This window comes from Mucilaginibacter sp. P1_A3, from assembly GCF_056406855.1.
The window spans coordinates 281115-305225 of record NZ_JBFTZJ010000008.1 but is presented as its reverse complement, the minus strand read 5'-3'; the positions used below and the strand labels follow the sequence as shown (position 1 = coordinate 305225).

General features: G+C 42.9%; 16 protein-coding genes. 7 read left to right on the top strand and 9 right to left on the bottom strand.

Going from position 1 to position 24111, the window contains the following annotated elements:
• Window positions 1–17 precede the first annotated feature (17 nt).
• On the top strand, window positions 18–1409 hold the full coding sequence (locus tag AC1D0K_RS18805; protein ID WP_477397684.1) for a voltage-gated chloride channel family protein: 1392 nt from the start codon (window positions 18–20) through the stop codon (window positions 1407–1409).
• Window positions 1410–1693: 284 nt separating this feature from the next.
• Here the strand turns inward: AC1D0K_RS18805 and AC1D0K_RS18800 are convergent, their stop codons facing one another.
• Window positions 1694–4270 carry an OstA-like protein gene (locus AC1D0K_RS18800; protein ID WP_477397686.1) on the bottom strand — a complete coding sequence of 859 codons (2577 nt, stop codon included), beginning with the start codon at window positions 4268–4270 and terminating at the stop codon, window positions 1694–1696.
• Between the two features lie 51 nt (window positions 4271–4321).
• On the opposite strand from AC1D0K_RS18800, the gene tilS reads away from it, so the two are divergent.
• Both tilS and AC1D0K_RS18790 read left to right on the top strand, forming a co-directional pair.
• Window positions 4322–5656: a tRNA lysidine(34) synthetase TilS gene (gene tilS, locus AC1D0K_RS18795; protein ID WP_477397688.1), complete on the top strand. Its 1335-nt coding sequence runs from the start codon at window positions 4322–4324 to the stop codon at window positions 5654–5656.
• Window positions 5653–6138, top strand: a complete 486-nt coding sequence (locus AC1D0K_RS18790) for a hypothetical protein (protein WP_295720614.1) — start codon at window positions 5653–5655, stop codon at window positions 6136–6138. Before tilS ends, AC1D0K_RS18790 begins: the two co-directional genes overlap by 4 nt.
• Window positions 6139–6145: 7 nt before the next feature.
• Here AC1D0K_RS18790 and AC1D0K_RS18785 read toward each other — a convergent pair whose 3' ends face one another.
• Window positions 6146–6835 (bottom strand): CPBP family intramembrane glutamic endopeptidase, encoded by a 690-nt coding sequence (locus tag AC1D0K_RS18785; protein ID WP_477397690.1) that lies wholly within the window; start codon window positions 6833–6835, stop codon window positions 6146–6148.
• 452 nt (window positions 6836–7287) lie between these two features.
• Entirely contained in the window at window positions 7288–8169 is an 882-nt protein-coding gene (locus AC1D0K_RS18780; RefSeq protein WP_477441738.1) for a LysR substrate-binding domain-containing protein, read from the bottom strand.
• Window positions 8170–8311: 142 nt separating this feature from the next.
• Here AC1D0K_RS18780 and AC1D0K_RS18775 point away from each other — a divergent pair, with 142 nt between their 5' ends.
• Entirely contained in the window at window positions 8312–9550 is a 1239-nt protein-coding gene (locus tag AC1D0K_RS18775; RefSeq protein WP_477397694.1) for an MFS transporter, read from the top strand.
• 22 nt (window positions 9551–9572) lie between these two features.
• On the opposite strand, the gene AC1D0K_RS18770 is transcribed toward AC1D0K_RS18775, so the two are convergent.
• Both AC1D0K_RS18770 and AC1D0K_RS18765 read right to left on the bottom strand, forming a co-directional pair.
• Window positions 9573–9953 carry a hypothetical protein gene (locus AC1D0K_RS18770; RefSeq protein WP_477397697.1) on the bottom strand — a complete coding sequence of 127 codons (381 nt, stop codon included), beginning with the start codon at window positions 9951–9953 and terminating at the stop codon, window positions 9573–9575.
• A 56-nt stretch (window positions 9954–10009) separates the two neighbouring features.
• The gene (locus tag AC1D0K_RS18765) at window positions 10010–10972 is read right to left on the bottom strand and encodes an isopenicillin N synthase family dioxygenase (protein ID WP_477397699.1); all 963 of its coding nucleotides are present in this window, start codon (window positions 10970–10972) and stop codon (window positions 10010–10012) included.
• Window positions 10973–11165: 193 nt separating this feature from the next.
• Here AC1D0K_RS18765 and AC1D0K_RS18760 point away from each other — a divergent pair, with 193 nt between their 5' ends.
• Window positions 11166–13133: a DUF6600 domain-containing protein gene (locus tag AC1D0K_RS18760; RefSeq protein ID WP_477397701.1), complete on the top strand. Its 1968-nt coding sequence runs from the start codon at window positions 11166–11168 to the stop codon at window positions 13131–13133.
• A 97-nt stretch (window positions 13134–13230) separates the two neighbouring features.
• Entirely contained in the window at window positions 13231–13680 is a 450-nt protein-coding gene (locus AC1D0K_RS18755; protein ID WP_477397703.1) for a thioredoxin family protein, read from the top strand.
• Between the two features lie 66 nt (window positions 13681–13746).
• Here AC1D0K_RS18755 and AC1D0K_RS18750 read toward each other — a convergent pair whose 3' ends face one another.
• Window positions 13747–14601, bottom strand: coding sequence for a ferritin-like domain-containing protein (locus AC1D0K_RS18750; RefSeq protein ID WP_295720628.1), 855 nt, complete (start codon window positions 14599–14601; stop codon window positions 13747–13749).
• A 10-nt stretch (window positions 14602–14611) separates the two neighbouring features.
• The gene (locus tag AC1D0K_RS18745) at window positions 14612–15307 is read right to left on the bottom strand and encodes a ferritin-like domain-containing protein (protein WP_295720630.1); all 696 of its coding nucleotides are present in this window, start codon (window positions 15305–15307) and stop codon (window positions 14612–14614) included.
• A gap of 539 nt (window positions 15308–15846) precedes the next feature.
• Between AC1D0K_RS18745 and AC1D0K_RS18740 the strand changes: the two genes are divergently transcribed.
• A complete protein-coding gene (locus AC1D0K_RS18740; RefSeq protein ID WP_295720632.1) occupies window positions 15847–16158 on the top strand; it encodes a hypothetical protein in 312 nt (103 codons plus the stop codon).
• Window positions 16159–16248: 90 nt separating this feature from the next.
• Here the strand turns inward: AC1D0K_RS18740 and AC1D0K_RS18735 are convergent, their stop codons facing one another.
• Window positions 16249–16938: a hypothetical protein gene (locus AC1D0K_RS18735; protein WP_477441736.1), complete on the bottom strand. Its 690-nt coding sequence runs from the start codon at window positions 16936–16938 to the stop codon at window positions 16249–16251.
• Window positions 16938–24014: an IPT/TIG domain-containing protein gene (locus AC1D0K_RS18730; RefSeq protein ID WP_477397357.1), complete on the bottom strand. Its 7077-nt coding sequence runs from the start codon at window positions 24012–24014 to the stop codon at window positions 16938–16940. Before AC1D0K_RS18730 ends, AC1D0K_RS18735 begins: the two co-directional genes overlap by 1 nt.
• Window positions 24015–24111 lie beyond the last annotated feature (97 nt).

The window sequence follows — 24111 nt, the reverse complement described above, 5'->3', positions numbered from 1 at the left end:
ATTAGCATCGCCATAAAATGAACGATAAAGCATTCCTGTCAGAGCATTTTTCGATAGTGAAAAACCTGATGAGGTGGACACTCCTCATCATTCCCATTGCAATTGCCATTGGCAGTATGGTGGCCTTGTTTTTATGGCTGCTTAACTGGGCCATCCATTTCAGGTTTCAACATCCTTACCTGTTATACTTTTTGCCTGTGGCGGGTATTGCTATTTACTTTATATACAAACTATTCGGCGGATCATCCGAAAAAGGGAACAACCTGATCATAGATGAAATACATCAGCCGGGATGCGGTGTACCAAAACGTATGGCGCCGGTTGTATTGATCACCACTATTATTACCCACCTGTTTGGTGGGTCGGCAGGGCGCGAGGGCACAGCGGTACAAATTGGCGGCAGCATAGCCCAGGCCTTTGCACATTGGTTTAAACTGAATGAAGCCGACACCAGCATTGTATTAATTGCAGGTATTGCCGCAGGTTTTGGGGCAGTATTTGGTACACCACTCACCGGGGCCATATTCGCCATGGAAGTTTTAACTATCGGCCGCATACAATACAACGCACTATTACCCTGTTTAATAGCCGGTATTTTTGGCGATATTACTGTTGCTACATGGGGTATTCACCATACAGCGTATCATATTGATACTTTCGCGGGCACAACCCATTGGTATTCAACCTATACGTCCTTTGATTTTTTACTCCTGGTAAAAATCATTATTGCATCTGTTGCCTTTGGTTTAGCCAGTTACTTATTTGCCTACATGGTTCACGGAATTAAAGCGTTTTTCGTAAAACGCGTTCGTAAACCCTGGCTTATTCCGGTAATTGGCGGCTTAATCATCATTGGCTTAACTGCCTTGCTGGGCAAACCCGATTACCTGAGCCTCGGCATCGACCCTGAACATGCTGGCGCTGTCACCATTCCATCTGCCTTTAACGCAGGCGGCGCCAATACCTGGAGCTGGCTGTGGAAAACTATCTATACTACAACTACGCTTGCAACCGGCTTTAAAGGTGGCGAGGTTACGCCCTTGTTTTATATTGGAGCCACCCTGGGCAATACCTTATCCGTGATAATGGATGCGCCGGTTAGCCTTTTCGCCGCATTGGGTTTTATCGCAGTTTTCGCAGGTGCCACCAATACACCATTGGCCTGTACTTTTATGGGGATTGAGCTTTTTGGCAGCCAATACGCGCTATTCTTCGCGGTGGCTTGTTTCACGGCTTACTTTTTTAGTGGGCACTCTGGTATTTACGGATCTCAGCGAATAGGGGTTCCTAAAACCATCAGCCAGTTTTCCGATTCGGTTACGATATCAGAAGCCGGCAACCGAAGGCAGAGTTACGTGCAAAAAAAGCTGGAGAAGTATAAAATAAAGGCTAAAGATAAAAAGGGCTAATTCTGTTGTCCAGGCTTTGCTATCCCCTCAGGGTCCTCTCAATGCTATTAAGTTAGGAGAGTGATGGATTGCTCCAGAGGAGCAAAAGCTTTGTAGAAAAACATAAATAAATTGTCTTTTGCGTACCAGAGGTACGCTACCTAAGGTTCCGTACCTCTGGCACGGAGTTTCATTTTTGTTTTTTTGCTACAAAGCTATTCCCCCGCTGGGGGAGAAACTCATTAACTTAATAGCATTGAGGGTTCTCTATCGAGAGACCCTGAGGGCACAAAATATAAAAAGGATTAGTTCTGCTGCCCAGGTTTTTTAGCGGGGCTTTTAACCGTATCCTTTACCGCTTTAACCGGCTCTGGCAATTTAGCGGGCGGCGTTTTAGCCACCGTGTCTTTTACCGTTTTAATAGTCTTCTGTTTGGTAGTATCCACTTTAAGCAAACTATCCTTACCCATTAATGATGGCTTTTTCAAACTATCGGCAGCTGTGCCTTTTGCAGGCTTGGTTACAGGCACACCCGGTTTGCCTTTTGCCGGCGACTTACCTCCCGTCAGCTTTACATCGGTTGTTTTGTGCGGCGAAATGATAGACTCCTTTGATATTGGCCTGTCCTTAGGTTTCCAGATAAAACCTTTTAGGATTTTATCATCATCCACTACTTTTTTAATGGGCAGATACCTATTCTCGGGTTTAGTTTGGAGGCGAATATTGGTAAGTTTACTCTTCCTGAATGAAACCACCATACGGCTGCTGAGGGATCGCTGCATTCCCTCCACCGTGTTGCTCACACTATCCCGTTTAAAGTATATGCTTTCGGCATTGCCAACGGTGTACATCTTATCCAGCTTATCATCTTTAAAAAAGCCGCGCATTTTTTTACCACCCATCTGGTTAAAATGCAGTGAATCGTTCTTTTCAAGGTTTACAATAAATGCCGATGGAAACAGCTCCATATTATCCATCTTTTTGTTCCGCATTTGTACATATATCGTGTCGCCAGATAGTTGCGAGCCCTGGGTCCAAAACATGGGTTTCACATAGCACCTGATGGTTGAATCACTGTTACTGTAAAAAATTGAGTCGGCCTTACCCTGCAGATCCGATTTAAATAATTTAGCGTTGTGGTGCGCTATCAGGATCCTTACGCGGGCGGTATCTTTCAAATTAATTTCGCGTTGGGCAAATACCGGGTCGCGTTTAATTTCTTCGGTACGTATACTATCCTGCTTTGCTTTTCTTACAGCCGTTACCTTATCTTTTTTTATTTGCGCCGAATCTACTATCACCTTGGGATGCCCAAAATAATCGGTGTGCCTATAAGTGGTATCCTTAGGTATAGAAAGCCTGCGCGCTACCAATACCTTTGATAGTTTCTTAATCTCAACTATCTGTTTCCTTGCTGCCGCCGATGTATCACGAACGTAAGCATAGGCCTGGCGTTGCTTTTCCTGGTAAAGCTTCAGGTTTTTATAAGTCATTATCTGGGTTTCCAGCGTATCGGCCGTCATGTAAACGGAATCTCGTTTTACTTTTCCTGACTTGGCGGTATCGGCCGGGGCCTTTATGTTTTTTGTATCCCTGCCGGGTTTAACCGCTGCAGCTACCTGTGCTAAACTGGCAATCTTCTTTTGGGCATCAGCCGGTTTAATATTTTTAGCCAGGGCTGCTGCTTTTCGTATTACGGAATCAATTTTGGTCGAATCTTTTTTGTTGAGGTTAGGCTTCAGTTTCTCCGCCATATTTGCCAGCTCCATAGCGCTTTTTACCTGGCCCGGCGTAATGGTTTTATTGCTTACTGCCAACTTGCGTACCGACGAATCAATTTTAGCGGAATCTTTTTTTGACACAATGCCATTAGGTTTAACCTGCCCAGCCAGGTTTGCCATGTTGGTTATCTTCATGGTATTGGCTGGCGCCTTTAGTGCTTTGTTTTTGGTGGTAAGCGGCATCGGGGGAGGCACCGAGTCTGTTTTGGTGGTATCTTTTTGTTCGGTAACCAATACCATGTAGGCGTTTTTAGTAACCACGGTGCGCTCATCGGCCTTAAAGTAAGTGGCCAAATCGCCTTTCATGGTTATTTTTTGCTCCCTATCAATAAAGGTGATGTTTTTAACTGCCCGGCCATATCCTTTCAGCTTATCGTAAAACAAACTATCACCTTTTAATGATTTTGTGCCTTGTTTATACTGGTTTTTTTTGCCAAAAAAAGCTTGTTCCGTTACGGTATTGTACAGGCCGTTCTCGGTATACAAAGTATCTTTGTCCTTTTTGCCATAAATATTGGTAGGCCCATAAAAATAGGCAATCCGGGTACCTGTATTGTACTTCATGGTATCGGTTTTAATAACAGCATCCACCGTTGTTAAAACCACATCATAACGAAAATATGAATCGCGCGAAAAGGCAAAGTAGTAGCCGTTTTTACTGGTAAGTACATTATCCTTATTAATAAGCTTGCCGCCGCCGGTATAAGTTCCTATCCGTGTTGCGGTGTTGTAAGTGAGATAATCGGTAGTAAGTGTAGCATCCTTATCCACCATTTTAACATTATTAGTTAAGATGGCAATTTTTGTATTCCCGTTATAGTTTAACTTGTCCGAATAGATATTCAGCGTATCGCCCTGGTTAATGTTTACATTACTAAAAGCATCAAAGGCATTATCCTGCGGATAAAAATAGGCACTATCTGATCGCAGGATTGAAAAATCCTGTTTAAAAACCCCTTTATAAACCTTGATAACATCGCGGCCATTTATCTTTGTGCCAGTGCTGCTTGCTGATTGTATCAGGTTTACAATTGATTTTTTTTGCCCCATAACGGTGGCCGCCATCATCAATAACAAAAAGCTTAAAACATATTTTCTCACTGTGGCAAAATTAGTTTTTTGTTGGGGTTATTAAATTAATAATTTTGATGAATGCTACCAGTTACCCAGTTTGTTAATTTTATTGAACAAAATGCCTTGTTTGCCCCAGGCAGCAAGGTTTTGGCTGCTGTAAGCGGTGGTATGGATTCTGTTTTAATGACTCACTTGTTAAAAGCCGCGGGAATTAATTTCAGCATTGCCCACTGTAATTTTCAGTTACGGAGCAACGAAGCCCTGCGCGATCAGGAGTTTTGCAATAACCTGGCTAATAAACTGCGGGTACCTTTTCATACCATCAATTTTGATACCATAGCATATGCCGCCGAACATAAAATATCTATCCAGATGGCCGCCCGCGATTTGCGTTACCAATGGTTTGATACTTTATGCCAGCAATCAGGCTACCAGGCCATTGCTCTTGCACACCACCAAAACGATGCGATTGAAACAATATTGTTAAACCTTACCCGCGGAACCGGCATTGCCGGCTTACATGGCATATTACCTAAAAACGGTATGCTGGTGCGCCCGCTGTTATTTTTAAAGCGCGAAGAAATAGCCACCTTTATTGCCGATAACAAATTAGATTATGTGGAAGACAGCTCAAACGTTTCTGCAAAATATGCCCGCAATAAAATAAGGCTTGAGGTTATCCCCAAACTAAAGGAGCTTAACCCATCGCTTGAAAAAACGTTCGAAAACAATCTGAAACATTTCAGAGATCTGGAACTCCTGTTAGATAACCAGGTTGCTGAGTTAAAGAAAACGCTGTTGCAATGGGGCACCGATGAAATATTTTTGCTTATTGATGAGGTTAAAAAATTAAGCCCCGCGCGTTTGCTCCTGTTTAAATTATTACAGGAATACGGTTTTAATGAAACCACCGTTGATGATGTGCTATCGGTACTGGACAAGCATTCGGGCCGAATCTTTGAATCAACGGGATTTTTGTTGGTACTTGATCGCGAAAGGCTGATCATCAAACAAAAGAAAACCGGGGTACTGGAACCGGTAAGTATATTTGAGCAGGAGCATGAGGTTTATTATGGCACATATAAGCTTAATTTACTACATGACGATAGCCCGCTGATTATAAAAGATAACCCACTGGCCACATCAGTTGACGCGGCTTTGCTGGTATATCCGCTTATGGTACGGGCCTGGCAGGAGGGCGATTATTTTTACCCGCTGGGGATGAAAGGACGAAAAAAACTGAGCGATTATTTTATCAACCAGAAATTATCCTTGCATCAAAAGGAGGAAGTACCCATCCTGGTAAATGGCAACGGCGATATAATTTGGGTGGCAGGTTACCGGCCCGATGAAAGGTATAAAGTAAACAATAACACTAAAAAAGTTACTATATTCGAATTGTACAAATTATGACGAGCGAAAAAACTGTTTTTGTAGAAAAGCAATACCTGGGCCGCGAATTTATCCCAATTACCATACGCCTGGTTTTGGCCATGTTTTGTTTTGCAGCCTACTTTTTTACCGACGAGCGTGAGCGCAACGGCGATTTGTTGGTGGTAGTTGGCTTCGCTATTATCATCATATCCATCATTATGGGTTTCCTGCTGCATTATAGCACTACTGTTGAAAATAAAAGCATCCGCCTGAGCGGCTTATGGACTGCCCGCGTTGTAAAAATTGATCTTAATGGCATTGTAAAAGTCGAAAAAGGATTATATAGTCGCTACCTGTTTAATAACCCGGTTTATAACCTGCATACCAAAGGTACTATCCGTTTTTATGCTGCCGGTAATGATGCCATTCATTTAACCGATAGAGACGGCATGGTTTATATTATAGGTTCCCAGCATGTAAATGAATTTTTACGGGCAATTACGGACGAGATGAAAAAGTAAACCCTCTTTAATGCTTAATGTGGAAAAACCCTATTAATGCGTTATAGTCCATTAAAATATGGCAAATGATCAGCATTTTTAAGTTACGGTATTTATAGTAATGGTAGCCAAAAACCAAGCCGATCCATACAGGTATTAATACATTTATTATAGTACCATAACCTGCATGTAATAAGCCGAAAAGCACCGCGCTCATTATTATAGGTAAATGCTGGTTTTTAAAAAATAGCTGCAGCCGCGGTATCATGTATCCCCTGAAAATTAATTCTTCCAATACCCCCGCAGTAAAAACACCAAATAATTTAGCCGGAAAACTTAATTTAAGCATCAATAACATGGCATTGCTTACTTTAAGCGTACCCCATAATTTAATTGGCAGGGCAATTATTATGGCGCCTATCAGTATGATCAGCAAAATTGCGAAAATAGACAGGATAGAAAAGCCTATCGAATAGCGCTTCTCTCCCCATAATAAAAGAGGTTGTTTTTCTTTGTTTAAAACGTACCAGTAAATAACAGCAAAACATAACCAAAATGCCAACCGGCTTACCACAAACCGGGTATCCATTGATAAACTTTGAACGGTAAGCATGCTGAACACCTTTGAGCCAACCATAAAGCATAAAAGCAATACCACCGTTAGCAGCAGGCTATAAATTATGGTGGCGTGGTGGTTTTTACGGATAAATTGTATCATTAAGGCTTGTTTACCAATGATACTAAAAATAAGCAATAATAACGCGGTTGATTTTTTTAAGAATGGTGGTTCCCCTCTGGGGCACCAAATTTTTTTTTATGATTTTCTACAAAGCTTTTGATCCTCTGGATCAATCAAATCGCTAATCCAATCTCATAAATTTTGGCTGTTCATAGCCTTTTGATCCTTCGGGTAAACTATCACACTTCTATCGAAAAAATCACACCAGATGCTAAGCTGATGTGCACAGCTTGCATGAAAGTTGCATAAGATTTCTCCTCGTACCTCGTTCGATGACATCGTTTTCTAAATACAGTATGAGAATAAAAAAGATATGCTCACACTATAGCTGATCCAGAGGATCAAAAGCTTTGTAGAAAAATACACGCTATTGTTTTGTGCTCCAGAGGAGTACCACCCCAGCAGATGAAAAACATGTACCAACCGGACCACTACTCATGCCCCATAACCTCTACCAACTGTTCAATAAATAAAATAGCTGCTTTTTTGCGGTAAACTCCTTTTTGCCAAAGGATATAGGATTGCCGTTTGATGCCTTTGGCCGCTATAGGAACAGCTACAACCTTATCCCAGCCTATTAAGGCTTTTTCATTAAGCACTGTTGCCCAATGGCCGTTTTGAATCAGTGATAATAAGGAGTGCATATCATTCAGCTCGATCCTGATATTTGGAGCGATCTTACCTTTGTAAAACAAGCCGTTAATGAACTCGCGGGAACTAAAGCCTTTACCGGGCAATATCAGCTCTTGTTGGGCCAACTCTTCCAAACTAATTTTTTCGAGCTTAGCCAGCGGGTTATCTTTAGCAACCACCATAACAATACTGGAATTGAAAAGAACCTGCATTTCCAGGTCTTCATCGTCAGACTGGTTGTGAAATGCCAGGATCATATCCAGCTCGGCCAGCCTGAGTTTTTTTTCCAATTCCTCTGGACTGCCATAAGTGATAAAGATCTTTATACCGGGATATTTATTTGAGAATGGCGCAAGGGCCGGTAACAACAACGAAGTAAAGGCATAAGATACCCCTAAATTTAATTCGCCGGTAGCTGCATTGTTTAACTCCGTAATGGCCTGCTTTCCTTTTTGTACGTCGTTGAGTATTTTAGTTGCATGGGTTAAAAATATATGCCCGGCTTCTGTAATACGCACATGCCGGCCTATTCTGTCAAACAAAAGCATTCCTAACTCATCTTCCAGTTGCTTTATTTGTTGGGATAGGGTGCTTTGGGTAATAAATACAGCCGCGGCAGCTTCTGTGAAGTTCATCGTTTCGGCAGCCTTAACAAAATATTGTAACTGTCTAAGTTCCATAATCAATCGTTTTTACCGATCATTTTGATTAAAACAATCTATTTTACAAATATATCATCATTGCGGATATTTGCATCATAAACAATTTCAATAGTCTTACATTAAGGTCTCCCCTGAATTTGCTTGTGTTATGAATGAATAAATGAACATTTTCCGCTCTCTCAAATACCGTAATTTCAAGTTGTTTTTTTACGGTCAGTCTATATCACTCATCGGTACCTGGATGCAGAAAACAGCAGTGAGCTGGCTGGTTTACAGGCTTACCGGCTCGGCAGTATTACTGGGGATAGTTAGCTTTGTTAGTTTAATCCCCTCACTAATCCTGGCACCATATGCAGGTAGCATTGTTGACAGGCATAACCGCTACCGCATATTGGTTATTACCCAGGTTGTATCTATGTTGCAGGCAGGGGCATTGGCCTTTTTAATATTATTTAAGTTTTATAATATCCCCGCCATTATTGGCCTAAGCCTGGTTCAGGGAATCATCAACGCCTTTGATGTAACCTGCCGCCAATCTATCATGGTAGAAATGGTTGAAGATAAAGCTGATTTGCCCAATGCCATAGCGCTAAACTCTACCATGACCAATTTTGCACGTATAGCAGGCCCCGCAGTCGCAGGTATTGTTTTAAGCACTTTTGGAGAGGACTTTTGTTTCTTCGGCAACTTTTTAAGCTACATACCCGTGCTGGCCTGCTTGTTTATGATGAAGTTGAATACCACCGTGATAGGCAAACCGCAAAAAGGTATCTGGGCCGAACTCCAGGATGGCTTTAAATATGTATCCGGCGACCGTGACCTGAGCAGCCTGATCCTGATGCTTACCATAAGCAGCTTATTTGTTATCCCCTTTAATACCCTAATGCCCATTTTTGCAAAAGATATTTTTAACGGCGATGCCAAAACTTTCAGCTGGTTTGAAAGCGCAGCCGGTGTAGGATCTGTGATCAGCGCAGTTTACCTGGCCAATTTAAAAACAGGTAAAAACCTGGTAAAGATCATCATTACCGCAAGCCTCATTTTTGGATCAAGCGTGTTAATGGTGGCTTATGCAGGCAAACTGTCTTTTGCTTTAATATTTATGGGTTTTACCGGCGTGGGGATGATGGCGCAAACCTCGGCTATCAATACCTATATACAAACACATGCAATACCGGCCATGCGCGCAAGGGCTATAAGCTATTATGTAATGGCTTACCAGGGAATGATACCCGTTGGCAGTCTTTTAGTAGGCTGGCTGGCCAATGAGCGCGGCCCAAGGCAAGCGGTTTTTATTGAGGGCGTAATTGGGTTGCTGGCTACAGGTGTTTTTGTTTTGTATAAGAGGAGGCAGGGGGCCGAAGATAGGGTTAGCGGCAAGGCTGTGTTGGCTAAGTAAGCCATTAGGTTAAGATTACTGTTTATAGCAATTTCAATTCAATCATAGCTTCGTCGATATCAATTGTCACCCAGTCAAACAGGTGCTCGCTGGGCAGGCAGTCTTTTATACTTTGGCCTTCAGCATATTTTGCACGTGATTCCGGACCGAACTTTATAGTCATATTATAAATGTCTTGCCCGTTAGCTCCTATCCATGCCTTTGTTTCGATCTTTTTTAAGATGCTAATATTTCTGATGGATAGTTGGTATTCGTTGTATGGCATCTGAACACCGTCGCACCAAAACCCATACAGCCTTTGATCTGTTGAATTTCCAAAGGTGCGGCTCAAATGGTATTCTAGGTGCAAACAAAAGTCCTCATTAAACGATCCTCTATCAGAATTATTAGATATGTCTGTCATGAAATAAATTGGTTTATCAAAAAGCCCTCTCCGTCAAGGAAAGGGCTTTTATTATTTTACATTTTCAAACCAATCTCTCTCAATCGCTCATCCAAATATTCGCCGGCGGTAATATCGGTATATAGCTTAGGGTGCTGCTCGTCAATACATGAATCCAGGCTTGTTAAATCCATTCCCGATTTTGGGTGCAGGAAAAACGGTACCGAAAAACGGGAATATTTCATCAGCTCGCGCGGTGGGTTCACCACACGATGCGTGGTCGATTTCAATTTGTTATTGGTTAAGCGTTGCAGCATATCGCCAACGTTTACTACCAAATCTTCACCATGTGCCTTTACCGGGAACCATGCGCCTTCGCGGGTAAGCAGCTCCAAACCATCGGCACTGGCGCCAATAAGCAGGGTAATGAGGTTGATATCCTCATGCGCACCGGCACGTACCGCGTCATCAGGTACCGAATCAGGGTCGGTTATCGGGAAGTAATGCAGCGTACGCAGGATAGAGTTTCCGTTGTGTACCTTATCGTCAAAATAATTTTCGGGCAGGTTTAAATAAACCGAGATGGCCTGTAACAGGTGTTTGCCCGCGGTTTCCAGCTTTTTATAAACCTCCAGCGTGGTAGTGTTAAATGATGGCAATTCATCAACCGCCACGTTATCGGGGTAAATATCTTTAATCGGGTCACCATCGGTAACGGTTTGGCCTATTTGCCAAAACTCCTTCAAATCGGGTGTTTTAAAGCCTTTCGCGGTTTCTTTCCCTTTACCGGTATAGCCACGCTGACCAGCCAGGCCAGGGATCTCATATTTTTGCTTTACAGCATCTGGCAAAGCAAACAGGGTTTTAACCTGCTCATAAAGCTCATCTATCAATTGTTTGCTTAAGCCATGATTGGTTATGGTAACGAAACCGGTTTCATTAAAGGCTCTACCAATATCGTCAGAAAACTGCTTACGATCGGCAGTACTGCCGTTTATGTAATTATCAAGATCAAGACGTGGAATATTTACTGTGCTCATAACTGTAGCTTTATAATAAAAAGTAAAATTATTTAAATTTTAAGATAGCAGGCACAAAGTATAAATAAAAAATTGTTTAGCCCCTGTAAACCAAGCATAAACAATATTGGCCCTTTAAAACAATTTTTGAGTTAAACGTTTTATACTTTGTCTCGTCATACACTTAGTATCGACTATATAATCCTAAAGAAAAATGAAATATATAAATAAAATATGCGGCTTAGGTTTAATAGCATTTTTAATAATGCTTGCCGCGCCCAATAAAAGTAAAGCCCAGGATGGGGGCTATGTATCTGACCAGGAGTTTTATGATAACCTCGCACCTTATGGTACCTGGGTTGATGACCCTCAGTATGGTAATGTTTGGGTACCAGATGTTGAAGATGGCTTTAGGCCCTATGCATCGCGCGGGCACTGGGTAGTTACCGATTATGGTAATACCTGGGTATCTGATTACCCCTGGGGATGGGCTACTTTTCACTATGGCCGCTGGCGCTATGATGATTATTACGGATGGGAATGGATACCGGGACATGAATGGGCACCAGCCTGGGTTAGCTGGCGCAGGGGTGGTGGCTACTACGGTTGGGCACCATTAACACCGGGTATAAGCATCAGCCTATCATTTGGTAACAGCTATAGGGTGCCCGATTCTTATTGGGTATGCGCGCCACAGGCTTATATTAACAGTCCTAATGTTTATAACTACTATGCACCGCATACCAGGGTAGTGAATATTATAAACCAAACAACAGTTATCAACAATACGTATGTTTATAATAACCGCACCTATGTAACCGGTCCGCGGGTTGCCGAAATCAGGAATGTTACGCACAATAATAATGTGCCGGTTTATAGAATTGGCAACGATAGCAGGCCCAATGGCGGCGGCAGAATTGTAAATAATACCGTAAATATTTATCGCCCGGAGATCAGGAAATCGCAGGATGCAAGGCCTGCAAGGGTTATAAACGCGGCCGAATACCGGAATGCTAACCCCAACCAGGGAATAGCTAACCGTGCAGGCGGACAAGCAACTGTAAACCGGAATAACGCAGCGCGATTAGCAGATGTTGCTAAAAGCAACGATGCTAAATTTGTAAAGGTTAATAATAACAGGCCGGCACAACAGCAAAATCGTCAGGGACAACCAAACGCAAGAGCTGGGGGCCAACCCGGACAACCAAATGCCAGGCCAGATAACCAACCAACAACTGAGCAAGCTAAACAACAGCGTGATCAGCAACAAAATCAAGCCAGGCAACAGCGTGATCAGCAGCAAAACCAAGCCGTTCAGCAGCGTCAGCAACAGGTTAAGCAACAGCAGGATCAGCAGCAAAACCAGCCTGTTCAACGTCAGCAACAGGCTAAACAACAGCAGGATGCCCAAAGGCAGGAGCAGGTTAAGCAACAGCAGGATCAGCAGCAAAACCAGGCCGCTCAACGTCAGCAACAGGTAAAACAGCAGCAGGATGCCCAAAGGCAGCAGCAGCAGGTTAAGCAACAGCGGGATCAGCAACAAAACCAGGCCGTTCAGGAACGCCAGCAACAGGCTAAGCAACAGCAGGATGCCCAAAGGCAGCAGCAGGTTAAGCAACAGCAAGATCAGCAGCAAAACCAGGCTGTTCAACGTCAGCAACAAGCTAAACAACAACAGGATGCCCAAAGGCAACAGGTTAATCAGCAACGCCAACAACAGCTTGATGTTCAAAGACAGCAACAGCAAGCCCAACAAAGGCAGCAACAGCAGGCGCAGCAGCAACAGGCTAATCAGCAAAGACAGCAACAGCAGGATGCGCAAAGACAACAGCAGCAAGCTCAACAAAGACAGCAACAGCAGGCTCAGCAGCAACAGGCTAATCAACAACGCCAGCAACAGCAGGATGCGCAAAGACAACAGCAGCAAGCTCAACAAAGGCAGCAACAACAAGCCCAGCAGCAGCAGGCTAATCAACAACGCCAACAACAGCAGGATGCTCAAAGGCAGCAGCAGCAAGCTCAGCAACGCCAACAACAGCAGGCTCAGCAGCAGCAGGCTCAACAGCAGCAGGCTCAACGCCAACAACAGGCCGCTCAACAACAACAAGCCCAGAGGCAACAACAGGCTCAGCAAAAACAACAACAGGAGCAACAGCAACGTGAGCGCAGACCAGCCAATTAAGGCTCAGTTTTAAATTATAATCAATAGCACATATAAACCCGGATTTATTGGTTTATATGTGCTATTTTTATTGTTGCTTTATACCAGCTTAATAATTATGAGATACTTGAACCCTGCGCGCGGCCTTACACTTTGTATACTTTTAACTATGTTTCTTTATCCATTAAAGGGTAAAGCCCAGGCTGTAAAAACATCAGGCCAGATCAATTTTATTGAAAACTCCTGGGGCGAAGCTTTAAAACAGGCTGCTGCTAAAAACAAATATATTTTTGTTGACGCTTACGCCACCTGGTGCGGTCCGTGTAAAATGTTGAAGGCAACCACCTTTAAAAACAATAAAGTAGCCGAGTTTTACAACAACAATTTTGTAAATGTGGCTATTGATATGGAAAAAGGCGACGGTCCGCAGCTGGCAGCCCAGTGGGGCCTGCAGGCTTATCCTACCATGATTATTTTTAATTCAAAGGGAAAAGCCGTTTACGGAACCGTTGGCTTTATCAGGCCGGATGATCTGATAAAATTTGGGGTTAAGGCCCTAAACAAATAAAAACGGCACAAAAAAACCGGGAAGCTATGCCGCCCGGTTTAAAAAAAATTAAAAATTGAAAGTTCGTTACTTCACGATAAAGGTACCCGATAATAAGGCCAAAACCTGTGTCATACTTAATGGCTCATCAAATGCAGCCGTGGCAACAGCAACGGATGTTGATCCTCCGCTGGCGTTTTTTAAAGTAGTTACATCTACACCGCCCTGGCTCACATTTTGTTCACCATCATAATTACCATCAACCAATGATACACCGGTATCATTTCCTTTTGATGCTGTGCTGGTTATCCATGGCGTAACGCCCAATAAGGACCGAATTGCTGACGCGTGGCGCGCCTCAACAGCATGAATTGATAAAGCTGCTGTTAAAATATCTTTATTCCCCAGCAAATTAGGCGCCTGGCCTTTGTATGCACGCACCCCGGTATCTTCAAATGCAAGCGCTACTTTCAGGAAAATACTGGTGTAGTTACCGGCGGTAAAAACTCCTTTAAACGGACCATTACCGGTACCGCCGCCCGCTGTAAAGTCAAATGTTGGCTTGGCCACGGGCGTACCGCCCGAAGCGGTAATAGCCGAGCTTAAAAATGTAACATGCTTGTTTTCATCATCCTGTATATCTGCTATATAAGCCGTATCAGAAGCAGGGATTAAGCCTGACGCTGCCACGCCGGCGTTATAAAACGATGATTCAAGGTATTCCAAGGTAAGCGCATAATTTAATACCTCAACCACCGATGGTGCCATAGTATCAGCATACGCTCTTTTTATCATAGTACCTAAAGCAAAGGGCATGGCAGCCAGGGCCACTTTTGAACCAAAGCTGGTTATGTTTTTGATCGCGGCCCTGCGTGGGTTCAACCTATCGTTGAATTCCGGATCAATTTTTTCTATTTCCTCTATTATGTTAAATAAATTCATGGCGTTGGGGTTAAGCTGCTACGTAACTGTAATTTGATGCACTCACTTTTGTTTTAAGGTATGTATTGGCAATGGCCAATACCTGGGCAATGGTTGCTGATTTGTTTAAGCCATTACCATCCACCTGATCGGTAGCTGCAAATGAGCCCCTGGTTATCAGGTTGCTTATTAAAGCGGCATGCCTTGCCTCAACAGATACAATTTTACCGGCCAACGTGAGGTAAGCCGCATCTTTAATAAGATACCCAGCGCCATCGTAAGCTGTAACGCCCGTATCTTCAAATGCTTTGGCTGCACCAAGAACTTTAGCACGGTTAGTAAAATCAATGCTGCTAAAATCAACCGTTAAACCAGGAATAGCGTTACCGCCTAATGCCGCTTTAAAAAACTCGCGGTGCAAAATTTCGTGATCGCGGATGCTGGTTAACAACTCTTTTTCGTTTGATGAAATTCCGGAGTAAGGGGTTAATATCACCTGTGTATAAAACGCGGCCTCCAGCTGCTCTAATGCGTAAGCATAATTAAGAATGGCCAGATCGCCGGTTGCACCGATATCAATACCTTTGGAGGTAATTATTTTGTGATCTTTGTGGCATGCCGCGGTAGCCAAAAGACCTGCCGATGCAACCCCCACACCTGCATAGCGCAAAAACGACCTGCGGGCCATATTTGCACCAGATATGCTTTCTTGTGATTCTGTTTTCATAGAAGTAGTGTTTTAATGATTCGATTAGTTTCGTTTATAAATGGACATACGCTTATAAAAACTCATCGGTTTGTAAAATGTTGACAATTAGTTTACTCTGAAATAGAGTAATTTTCTATTTGGTTAAATTTTGCAATCATTTAACAGGAAAAGAAAGATTTCAAAAGCCCGGAAGGAGGGAGGCACAGCAAAAAAAAGCGACCGGAAATTTAATAAATAAAAAAAGGTCGGAAGACTCTCGCAGTATTCCGACCCTACATCTACCTATGAAAAACAACCCTTTGAGAAGGGTATTAATACATATTCAAACGCAATGCCAATTATTAAATATAAGTTAAAACGCGCCAAAAGGCCTTTTCCAATATTTTCCCCAATTTATTTGTGGAAACTCTTCCCCGGCCAATGGGGATAAAATACACAATAGACTGGTTTATAGCCCCATATCCGCAATTAAAACATATATAAATCGTGGTTTAAAGTTTTGTTAACATAAATAAACATTCCAGAAACCATACACTACAAATATTGTTATTGATTATATGGATCACAATGTTTATTTATTGGCAACCGACCCTAAAAACGCTTGCCGGGATATCATTCATTCGAGAGATACGCCTTTAAAGGTTAGGGTATTTTGCCTTGATGAAGAAAGGTATAGCCCGAATGCTAACGAGATCCAGCTATATGGGTATGCCAATAGCAAACTATATGCCTTTGAAACTATAAATATTGCGGCCGATGATGCTCTTGACCTGGTAGAGGCTATACAATGGTATGCCGATTATATAGATGATCCCGAAATGGAAATCCTCCCCGAAGACCCTCGCATGGGTAAAGATATAGCGATGTGATAATCGGCTTGCGGGTATGGTATTGCTACTACCTGTAACATTTAATTCCTATAATTCTTACATCTGTTTTTCGAAACATTTTATGAATGCCTACTTCGTGCTAAATTGATATATACCGGAATCCGATGTATTTCCTTTCGAATCCCTGGTTATTATTTTCCAGTAATAGGTTTTCCCGGCAGAAACGGCAACATCCTTCAACGTATTTTCCAGAACTTTACTCTGTAATAAAGCCGGCGATGGTAAATCACTTAGATAAACATCATAGTTAACAGTATCGTTGTCCACATCACTGCCGTTCCAGGATAATGTAATTTTCCCATTTAAAACGGCTACCGCCTGATTCATTTCCGGAGCCACAATTTCGGCCGGGAAAGGAGCATAATTCACAATGGCCGGCCCGGAATTATAAAACTTCCAAATATCACTTTTGGTTGCAGTATTATTATCGGTTGATTTTGATGTAATTGACCATGAATAAGGGGTATTCCTTTTCAGGGCAACATCAAGTTGAGTGTTAACAGTTGTTTGGGTGATAATTGTACCGTCTTCCAGGTTTTTAATATTTACTTCGTAATTACCTGCGCTGGTAGGAGCGGTCCATTTTAAGCTAATAGTGCTTTGGGTAGCCGAAACAACGATTCCCTGTGTACAAACCTCATTCTGAGCAGGAGCCAGCAGGATGGGTTTGCCAGGCGGAGGCACAGGTGTATCACCTTTGTGCCCACCACACCCTGTTAAAATAACCATGCTCAATAAAATGAATATTACCTGTCTCATTATTTTATAATTTTATAAACTGATTGTTTTGTGTCGATCATTAAATTAAGCGAATAAACGCCCCTGTCTAAATTGGAAACATCCAGGCTGATCACCCCTGATTGATTATTATAATCTTTTGCCATTTTAAGCACCCCACTATTTAGGCTGTAAATCTTAACGTTCACCTTTTTAGCTATGCTCTCTCCTATGTTAATGTATAATGTATTTTGGAAAGGATTAGGGTATGGAATTGTATTGCCAGGGATATTAATGGTCTGTTCTACTATTCCCTGGCACAGCTTATCAGTGCTTACCGATAAGTTGTTACTACCCTTGTTTAGTGGTAATGTAATTGAATTATCCGTTGTTTTATAACTGACTCCGTTAAGTTTTATATCATAAGATAAACCTCCACCCAAAGTTATATTTACCGTATTGGTAATTTTGTTTACAGCGGCATATACTGAAAGATCTTTAGGTTCAGTAATAACAAGATCAAAACATTGTTTATTATTTGTTAAAGCCGCGTCTGTAATACACACATTATAGGTACCCGGCGATAAATTATCGATGCTTGTGTTGGTGCTAAAGCTATAGCTCTTATTTAAACCATTACCTGTAATTATAGCGGTATAATTAGCAGATTGTGTAGCTGTGATACTGATTGATCCGTTATTTTGCCCTTTACAGGTTACACTGTTGGCGGCTAATTTTAAATTAGTTACTGCAGGAGTAATAGTTAGCTTGCCATTAATATAATTGAAATTATAATTATCAGAAACTCCCTCCTTAACTGTAATATCATAAGTACCGGCCGGCGATTGTGTGGTGGCTACAGTATTGACCACCGGTAATACGGAGAGCTTACTTTCATCATCACCATTTACAAAACCGTTATATTCAATTGTTAAATTCGGGTTAGCTTTTCCGTATGCACGGCTTTGGTCATTTGCTTTTACCTCCAGTGCTTTTTTATTGATTGTTAGCCTCTGCTTAACATCGGTTGCCGCATTACTCAAGGCATTACCGGCTTGTGAGGCCGTAACAGTAGCTGTGCCGGCTTTTATAATATGCAGCTTGCCATCTTTTATAATTGCCACATCAGCTTTATCAACACTGTAAGTTATAGGAATATCGGGATTATTACTGGTAGCGGGCAAGATAAAGTCAGCATCGCCATAAGTATGATCCGCAAACGCCGGAAAATTGACAACCAGGTTGACTTTAATAGTTACAGCAGCCAGTGTTGCAATGCCCCCCGCTGTAGTTACAGACAAGTCTCCGCTAATGCCTGAAAAGGTGGCGGTAATTTTAGTATCGGAGTTTACAGTGAACGACAAAGCAGGAACACCAGCAATAGTTACACTTGTAGCCTTTGTAAAATAACTCCCATTAATCACGAGTGTTCCGCTACCATCAGCAGCCGGTATAGCCGAGGTTATTGTGGGTGCCGCCACAAATACAAATCCGGGGAACGAAGCAGGCCCGTTGGGGGTTTGAATTGAAATAGCGCCCGTTTCACCTTCGCCTACGGTTGCTACTATACTTTGAGATGAATCGACGGTGAACGATTTTGCCGCCTTGCTGCCAAATTTCACTACGGTTGTTCCGTCAAAATGCTTTCCGGTAACGGTTACTGAGGCACCGGCTTTTGCTATTAAAGGCGTAACAGCTGTTATTTGCGGCACAACAACAGGGCCTGTATAAAAAATGGAGAGCACGCCGGTACTCAGATTGGGAATCAGCAAATCCATTTTCCCATCACCATCCATGTCATTTACCCAAAAAGCATTTGTATTGGTGTATTGTGACTGCGTAAGGAGTGGCACAATACCTGCCAGCGCTATGCTCCCGGCGGCCGATTGATTCCGGGAATAATTGACAGCCCCGCCAGCACTCTCCACCAGGTCAATTTTACCATCTCCGTCCATATCTGCAACATTCAGATCATAATAACTTGCAGCGTCGGCAATAACTTTAGCCGTTTCAAAAGAGGATGCATCAACTACTCCTTTTTTAGCGGTGTTCCTGGAGGCCAATAACTGGTTGGTTGAAAGTTTTTTTTCGATAAGATCGATCTTACCATCACCATCAAAATCGGCGGTGATGATGCCGTCTACCTGGGTTCCGCCAGTATAGGTAGTTGGGAAATCTGAAGACGAAAGATCGCCGGGAACGGAATTATTTTTAAATATAGTTATACCACCATATGAGCTTGGGCCAATCGGATCGGGCTTATTGTCGCCGTCAACATCTGTAATGGTTAAAGAAAGAGTTCCGCTTGAATAAACATTTTGAAGGAACATCAGCGGCCCAAACGACACGGTTGATCCGGTTGTTGTATTTGGATAAAAATAACTGGCGAATGGCCCGTATAGTATCAGATCGGGTTGTCCATCCATATTCATATCCCTAAGCCACATTCCGTCTGATGAGCCGTTTAAGTTTTCAAATACTTTAGTTTCAAACGAGATATTTCCGTTAGATGAGGTGTTCCGTAATAAAACAATGCTTGGATTGGCACTGTACAAAATATCCAATTTTCCATCACCATCAACATCGCCAACAACCAAACTCTCCGCCTGTCTTCCGGTTTCCAGCACAACTTTTTGTAAAAAAGATGATTTTGATATTGATTTATCCTGGCCATGTTTAAGAATATACAATGAATCATTAGTTCTTATCAATAAGTCGGGATTGCCATCTTCGTCAAAATCTCTGATAGCAGACAATCCTACGCCCCCTTGTATGTTTATTTTATTTGAATAAGCAGCAACTCCGCCGGTGCTTGAAACAATAAAAGGTAAATTTGAACTTACCGATAATTTTTTAGCCGTATTAGCAATCGTTATCAAACCACTTGCACCTGCAGGAACGGTAACCTCCAGTTGTGTTTTGGTAGCACTTGTAACCTTACCTTTAACCGGACCAAAATATACAACGTTCTTTTCGGCCGTAGTATTGAAATTATCTCCTTTGATAACCAATGTTGTGCCGATAGAGCCAAAAGCCGGCGCAAAAGATGATATTAAAGGCGGACTATCATATAAATAGCCAAGCTTGGCACCCGTTCCGCCGGATGCTTTTACCGTAATTGCCCCAGTGGCTCCGGAGCCCGGCTTAGCCGAAATGCTGGTCGATGACAGTACAGTGTATGATGCCGCAGAAACTCCACCGAATTTCACTTCGGCAACATCGGTAAAATTACTGCCGGTAATAGTTACAACCGCGTTAGCTGCGTCGCCGCTTTTTGTAAAAGAATCAATTACCGGTGCCGGTATAAAAGTAAACCCGGGTAATACAGCTGTTCCTCCCGGGCTTATAACAGTAATATCACCCGATTCTCCGTTAGCTGGCTGCGCTGTAATTTGCGTTGGCGAGACTATAGTAAAAATGGCAAACGAAGAGCCAAAATATACCTGCTCTACACCTGTAAAGTTTGTGCCATTAATGGTAACCGTTGTTTGAGCATTGGCTTTCATTGGTGCGGCAGAAGTTATAGTTGGGGCCGGGTACCAGGTAAAACCGTCAGATTCTGAAATACCAGCTATGGTTTTGACCGAAATTTTGCCTGTAGCACCTGCACCCACTTTTGCTGTAACAAAATTATTTCCAACACTGATAATGGTTGCCGGTACACCGCCAACTTTTATCTCGGGGGTGTTGGTCAGATTTGCACCATTGATCGTCATTGTTGTACCTGCCCCACCGGAAGTCGGCGTAAACGAGTAAATAAAAGGGGGCCCCAAATAGGTAAAACCTGGGACTGAAGCAGTTCCTGCCGGACTGGTGACGCTTACGTAACCACTCGTACCTGTTGCCACTACTGCATCAATTTCTTTGGAAGAAACAATTGAAAAAGATGCCGCATTGGTATCTCCAAATTTTACAGATTGTACAGCATCCAGGTTTGTCCCACTTATCCTAACAGTTTGACCAGTTGCCGCCAGTACCGGACTGATAGATGTAATAGTGGGAGAAGTATAGCTAAAACCGCTTATTGTGGCGGTACCACCAACTGTAGAAACAACAACATCGCCGCTTGCACCGCTACCTACTGTCGCATATATAGAAGTTGGCGAAGATGTATAATAATATAAAGCTGGTACCCCTCCGAATTTCACACCAGTAACACCAATAAGATTTGTCCCGGTAATAGTAACAGCCCCGCCGTTCTTTTGTGAGGAGGGCGAAAACGAAGTAATAACAGGAGTTTGCACCCATGTAAAACCTGGTTTTTTATCAGTACCCTGAGGAGTTGTTACCACTACATCACCTGATATACTTGTGCCCGGCATTGCAGTGATGGTTGTTGCAGAAACAACAGTAAAGGAAGCCGCCGGCACTCCACCAAAGCTAACAGCAGTGGCTCCTGTAAAATTATTGCCTGAGATAGTTATCAGACCCGTTGAGAAAGCCCCGGCATAACAAGGACTAAAAAAGGTTATAAAAGGGCCTGGATGATCAAAGCCAGCAAGTGAAGCTTTGCCCAATGGGGTTATTACAGTTACACTTCCGGATTTTCCGGCGCCCACAACTGCGCTGATTTCTGAAGAAGAGTTAACCGTAAAAGAAGTTGCAGGCACACCACCAAAATCAACTTCTGTAGCACCTGTGAAATTACTCCCCTTAACGGTTACTGTTTCACCTATACCGGCATGAACCGGTATAAAGGATGTGATTACAGGCCCTTTATGCACAAATCCCGGGATACTTGCAGAACCGCCTTCAGAAAACACCGCGATAGCACCACTTGCCCCATATCCCACAGTTGCTTCTATAGTAGTTGGCGATAAAACAGTGAATACTGAGCTTATACCACCAACCGATACATTATCAACCTCGGCCAAATCAGTACCTGTAATAGTTACCTTATCACCAGCGGCAGCGGTTTGTGGTGTAAATGAGGTAATATGCGGAGCGGGCACTAATATAAAGCCCGGAAATGTTACTGTACCTCCGGCAGTTACAACTGTAATATCACCAGATGAAGCTCCAAAGCCAACAGTGGCATATATTTGATTGCTGTAATTATAAAGCACGGAAGCCGGCGCACCGCCAATGCTTACCTGGGCCCCGCTAAGGTTGGAACCGGAAATTGAAATAGGAGAATTATAGCCTCCCTTCATTGGGTATGCCTGGGTTATGACTGGTGGCGAAATAAAGCTAAAGTCATTATAATTTGCTGAACCGGCAGGTGTGCTTACAGTAATGCCGTTTGAAGAACCGGCAGCCACGGCAGCAGTAATTTTTGTTGGCGAAACAACTGTATAAGAAGATGCAGCAACATTGCCAAACTTTACCAAAGTTGCGTTGTTAAAATCGCGCCCGTTTATAGTTATAGTTGCACCAGCGCTGCCGCTTGAAGGCGATACAGAAGTTATAGCCGGAGCATTAATATAAGTAAACCCCGGAAATCTGGCATCACCGCTGGGGGCAGATACATCAACATCGCCTGATGAACCGTCGGTTAACACTGCTTCTATCTGCGTGGGCGAAATAACCTTGAATGATGAGTAGTATCCGCCAAATGTAACCTGATTAATATTGGAAAAATTTGTTCCTGTAATTGTTATGGTATTACCTTTCCAACCGGATACAGGCGAAACAGATGTTATTACAGGTGGCGGAATAAGTGTAAAACCAGCAACGCTGGCCGTTCCTCTTGGGGTAGTAACACTAACATCGCCCGAGGTGGCACCGGTTGCTACATATGCAGTTATACTGGTTGGCGAAGCTTCGTAAAAGCCGGCCGGTTTACCACCAATTGTAACCCCGGTTGTGCCGGTGAAAAAATTACCCGTAATATTCATAACGGTACCCGGATAACCTGCCGCAGGGGTAAACGCGTTGATGACTGGTGGATCTGAGGATAATACCACCGCCAGGCTTATAACGGCTGATGACATTCCGGATAAGTTAGATGCTGTAATTTTATATTTGCCGGCGGCAGAAAGAGCGGTTGGAGTTCCGCTTATAGTGCCGTCACCACCTAAAACCAAACCAGCGGGTAAAGTTGGCGAAACATTATAACCCGTTGTACTTACCCTGTAAAAACCATCACCATAAAAACCGTTCCCCGAGTAAATGATAATATCATCGTTTTCATCAATACCAACTTTATTAAAAAATGTTTGATAAAGAACCTGGTTGTTATCATCATAATAAGGCCCGGGGATTGAATTTACCTCGCCCGCAGGGCTAATCTTGCGCAACAAGCCATCAAGGTCTCCAACAATAATATAGCCTTTGGAATCAATTTTTATTGATTCCGGATAGTTAAATGTGGCAGCTACACCAATCCCGTCATCACTGCCATTTTTTATTGAGCCAGCAACTGTTGTTACCAGTCCAGCCGGTGTTACTTTCCTGATCATGTTATTAGCATAATCGGCCACGTATAAATTGCCGGCTTTATCGATAGTAATTCCGGCAGGATTATTAAAAGAGGCACTTGCGCCCAACCCGTCTTTTGCGCCATTGCCAATCGCTCCGGCCAATAACGATGTGGTGCCATCTTTGGCCACTTTCATGATCCTTCCGGCGCTCTCTGCTACGTAAAGTATACCATTTGCATCAATTGCAATTCCACGTGGTCCCTGCAGGCCCTGTGCATAAGTGGTAACCAAACCATCGGGCGTAATTTTTCTGACCCTGGAATTTTGCCCATCACGGTAATTATTATCAGTTACGTATATATTACCGACTGCATCATAGGTGATGCCACCAATTTCTCCAAAAGCTGCAGCGCCCCCCATTCCATCGGCATAACCATAAGTACTACTCCCGGCAAATGTTGAAAATGACCCATCTGGTTTCACATGCACTACAGAACCATATAATATTCCGTATATATCTTTCGATGGTAATATTACAAAACTCGTAACCGCAGCAGACGATTTGACAAAACTACTCACTTTAGGAAAAATAGCGTTTGGAACAGCACCGCCTGTATTACTTACCTTGATGGGGGTTATGCTTTTGCCAAGATAAGTTGATGGAATGTTTGGATATGCGATATTGGGTTTCTGAGCGCTAAGTTTTGCAGAAAAAAACAGACTGACAATAAACGCAGGTAAAAATAGTTTATACATAAAATTGTGAAAAGACTAAGGTTTGGGGTGACGTAATTTTAAATATCTGTTTAAAACAGATAAGTGAGGCTGTGGAGATTTATGGTGTGATAAGAAT

Bases quoted from the DNA above. Each gene is read 5' to 3' on its own strand.
- AC1D0K_RS18775 (WP_477397694.1), top strand. From the start codon at position 8,312: ATGAACATTTTCCGCTCTCTCAAATACCGTAATTTCAAGTTGTTTTTT.
- AC1D0K_RS18735 (WP_477441736.1), bottom strand. From the start codon at position 16,938: ATGAGACAGGTAATATTCATTTTATTGAGCATGGTTATTTTAACAGGG.
- AC1D0K_RS18780 (WP_477441738.1), bottom strand. From the start codon at position 8,169: ATGGAACTTAGACAGTTACAATATTTTGTTAAGGCTGCCGAAACGATG.
- tilS (WP_477397688.1), top strand. From the start codon at position 4,322: ATGCTACCAGTTACCCAGTTTGTTAATTTTATTGAACAAAATGCCTTG.
- AC1D0K_RS18760 (WP_477397701.1), top strand. From the start codon at position 11,166: ATGAAATATATAAATAAAATATGCGGCTTAGGTTTAATAGCATTTTTA.
- AC1D0K_RS18790 (WP_295720614.1), top strand. From the start codon at position 5,653: ATGACGAGCGAAAAAACTGTTTTTGTAGAAAAGCAATACCTGGGCCGC.
- AC1D0K_RS18750 (WP_295720628.1), bottom strand. From the start codon at position 14,601: ATGAATTTATTTAACATAATAGAGGAAATAGAAAAAATTGATCCGGAA.
- AC1D0K_RS18740 (WP_295720632.1), top strand. From the start codon at position 15,847: ATGGATCACAATGTTTATTTATTGGCAACCGACCCTAAAAACGCTTGC.
- AC1D0K_RS18745 (WP_295720630.1), bottom strand. From the start codon at position 15,307: ATGAAAACAGAATCACAAGAAAGCATATCTGGTGCAAATATGGCCCGC.
- AC1D0K_RS18755 (WP_477397703.1), top strand. From the start codon at position 13,231: ATGAGATACTTGAACCCTGCGCGCGGCCTTACACTTTGTATACTTTTA.
- AC1D0K_RS18785 (WP_477397690.1), bottom strand. From the start codon at position 6,835: ATGATACAATTTATCCGTAAAAACCACCACGCCACCATAATTTATAGC.
- AC1D0K_RS18730 (WP_477397357.1), bottom strand. From the start codon at position 24,014: ATGTATAAACTATTTTTACCTGCGTTTATTGTCAGTCTGTTTTTTTCT.
- AC1D0K_RS18770 (WP_477397697.1), bottom strand. From the start codon at position 9,953: ATGACAGACATATCTAATAATTCTGATAGAGGATCGTTTAATGAGGAC.
- AC1D0K_RS18805 (WP_477397684.1), top strand. From the start codon at position 18: ATGAACGATAAAGCATTCCTGTCAGAGCATTTTTCGATAGTGAAAAAC.
- AC1D0K_RS18765 (WP_477397699.1), bottom strand. From the start codon at position 10,972: ATGAGCACAGTAAATATTCCACGTCTTGATCTTGATAATTACATAAAC.